The following is a 1,212-nucleotide window of genomic DNA, read 5'->3' as shown; positions in this document are numbered from 1 at the left end:
CCTCACCCTCGACGACATCACGGTCGTCGACAACACCCTTCTCAAGCGTGCCGTCGGCGCGATGGCGCTCGGCAACGCGATGGAATGGTTCGACTTCGGCGTGTACAGCTACATCGCCGTCACGTTGGGCAAGGTGTTCTTCCCGTCGAGCAGCCCGTCCGCGCAACTGATCGCGACCTTCGGCACGTTTGCCGCCGCGTTCCTCGTGCGCCCGATCGGCGGCATGGTGTTCGGCCCGCTCGGCGACCGCATCGGCCGCCAGCGCGTGCTCGCGATGACGATGATCATGATGGCTCTCGGCACCTTCGCGATCGGCCTGATTCCGAGCTATGGCTCGATCGGCATTTTCGCGCCCGTGCTGCTGCTCGTCGCGCGCCTCGTGCAGGGCTTCTCGACGGGCGGCGAATACGGCGGCGCGGCCACCTTCATCGCCGAGTTCTCGACGGACCGCCGCCGCGGCTTCGCCGGCAGTTTCCTCGAATTCGGCACGCTGGTCGGCTATATCCTCGGCGCGGGCACGGTCGCGGTGCTGACGTCCTCGCTGTCGCAGGAAGCACTGCTGTCGTGGGGCTGGCGCGTGCCGTTCTTCATCGCGGGGCCGCTGGGTCTCGTGGGCCTGTATATCCGGATGAAGCTCGAGGAAACGCCCGCGTTCAAGAAGGAAGCCGAATCGCGTGAAGCGGAAGAGAAGTCGCGTCCGAAGCAGCGCTTCATGGAACTGCTCGCACAGCAGTGGAAGCCGCTTCTGCAATGCGTCGGCCTCGTGCTGATCTTCAACGTCACCGACTACATGGCGCTGTCGTATCTGCCGAGCTATCTGTCGGCGACGCTCCACTTCAACGAATCGCACGGCCTGTTCCTCGTGCTGGCCGTGATGGTGCTGATGATGCCGATGACGCTCTACGCGGGCCACCTGTCGGACAGGATCGGCCGCAAGCCGGTGATGCTGCTCGGCTGCGTGGGTCTATTCCTGCTGTCGATTCCGGCGCTGCTGCTGATCCGCACGGGCGCGGTGCTGCCCGTGTTCGGCGGGCTGCTGATTCTTGGCGCGCTGCTGTCGACGTTCACGGGCGTGATGCCGTCGTCGCTGCCTGCGCTCTTTCCGACGAAGATCCGCTATGGCGCGCTTGCGATCGGCTTCAACGTGTCGGTGTCGCTGTTCGGCGGTACGACGCCGCTCGTCGCAGCGTGGCTCGTCGACCGCACCGGCAA

General features: G+C 65.5%; 1 protein-coding gene. It reads left to right on the top strand.

Annotated elements, in window-relative coordinates:
- A partial coding sequence (locus BN2476_RS44250) for an MFS transporter (RefSeq protein ID WP_087740402.1) occupies nucleotides 1-1,212 on the top strand: 1,212 nt, incomplete at both ends.

This window comes from Paraburkholderia piptadeniae, from assembly GCF_900007165.1.
GTDB classification, from domain to species: Bacteria; Pseudomonadota; Gammaproteobacteria; order Burkholderiales; family Burkholderiaceae; genus Paraburkholderia; species Paraburkholderia piptadeniae.
This window is presented reverse-complemented; position numbering and strand designations above follow the sequence as displayed.